Genomic DNA, 1542 nt, shown 5'->3' on the forward strand with positions numbered 1-1542 from the left:
AACCTCCACTATTGAAACAAACGCAGGTTCAGGTGTTATTCTCACATTCAATCCTGATGGAAGCGTGAATTTGATGTCTGGGGTTATTGAATTAGGTACGGGGACCAAAACAGTGCTCGCGCAAATACTGGCTGAAAAATTGCAGATGCCCGTGGAACGTATTCATGTGCGAATGGAAGTAGATACTCAAACGACTCCTGAACATTGGAAAACGGTGGCTAGCAGAGGCACTTTTATGGCAGGAAGAGCGGTTTTAGAAGCGGCTGAAGATGTGATTAACCAATTAAAAAAGATAGCTTCTTGTATATTTCGAGCTTCTGAGGAAGATATCGAAATAAAAAATGAAAAAGTTTTTTTACGGGATGAGCCTGAAACCTCCTTGGCCTTTAAAGAAATTGTATATGGTTATAAATATCCGAACGGAAATGCAATTGGAGGGCAAATCATAGGGAGGGGCAATTATATTTTAAGAGGGATGACCTACTTGGATAAAGAAACGGGAGCTGGGCGTCCCGGTCCTGAATGGACGGTAGCAGCTGAAGGAGTTGAAGTGGAATATAACCCTAGAACGTATAGATATCGTATTGTAAAAGCAGTCTCTGTTATTGACATAGGAACCGTGTTAAACGAGAAAATGGCAAGAGGGCAAGTCATGGGAGCGATGAGTATGGGCCTATCGTTTGCCGGAAGAGAAACATTTTGGTTTGATTCAAATGGCCGTATTTTAAACCCTCAGCTTCGGAAATATCGTCCTCTTCGCTACGGAGAGCATCCGGAGTACGTAGTAGATTTTGTTCATACGCCTCAATTAGATGCGGCCTACGGAGCTAGAGGAGTGGGAGAACACGGGCTGCTTGGTATGCCGGCTTCTTTAGGAAACAGCTTAACGGTGGCAGCAGAAACAGAATTAAACCACCTTCCGCTTATTCCAGAATTAATTTGGAGAATGAAAGAAGGGAATGCTGATGATTTCATTTGACTTTGAATATCACAAACCTGCTACCGTTTCAGAAGCAGTTGCCTTATTTCAAGAGTTAGAGAATCAAGGCAAACAGCCGCGTTATTATGCTGGAGGCACTGAAATTCTGACATTGGGCAGGTTGGGTTTGTTTGTTACCCATGCTGTCATTGATATAAAAAATATACCCGAGTTTCAAAAAGCAGAAGCCGATGAAGACTGGATGATTTTTGGTGCAGGTGTAACGTTGACTGAACTGGAAGAGAAAAACTTATTTCCTTTATTAAGTAAGTCTGCTAGCGAAGTGGCTGATCACACGGCTCGAAATAAAATAACGCTGGGAGGAAATATTTGTGGGCATATCTTTTATCGAGAAGCCGTATTGCCGCTCCTTCTAGCGGATAGTCAACTCGCAGTGGCAGATCTCAGTGGAATAAAGCTCCATTCGATTCACGATCTTTTTCAGCGGCGTTTGCAGCTGAAAAAAGGAGAGCTGCTTGTTCAGGTGTTTGTTGAAACAAAGTATGCTGACCTCCCGTATATGAGTATAAAGGAGCGCCAGCAGTGGGATACAGGATATCCAC

At 43.1% G+C, this 1542-nt stretch carries 2 protein-coding genes; both read left to right on the forward strand.

The genetic code is table 11. The features are described from left to right. On the forward strand, positions 1-979 hold a 979-nt coding region (locus tag AC1DRF_RS27305; protein WP_477742221.1), incomplete at its 5' end, for a xanthine dehydrogenase family protein molybdopterin-binding subunit. Then, on the forward strand, positions 966-1542 hold a 577-nt coding region (locus AC1DRF_RS27310), incomplete at its 3' end, for an FAD binding domain-containing protein (protein ID WP_477742222.1). The genes AC1DRF_RS27305 and AC1DRF_RS27310, both read left to right, overlap by 14 nt.

It is taken from the genome of Priestia sp. P5_B4 (genome assembly GCF_056400385.1).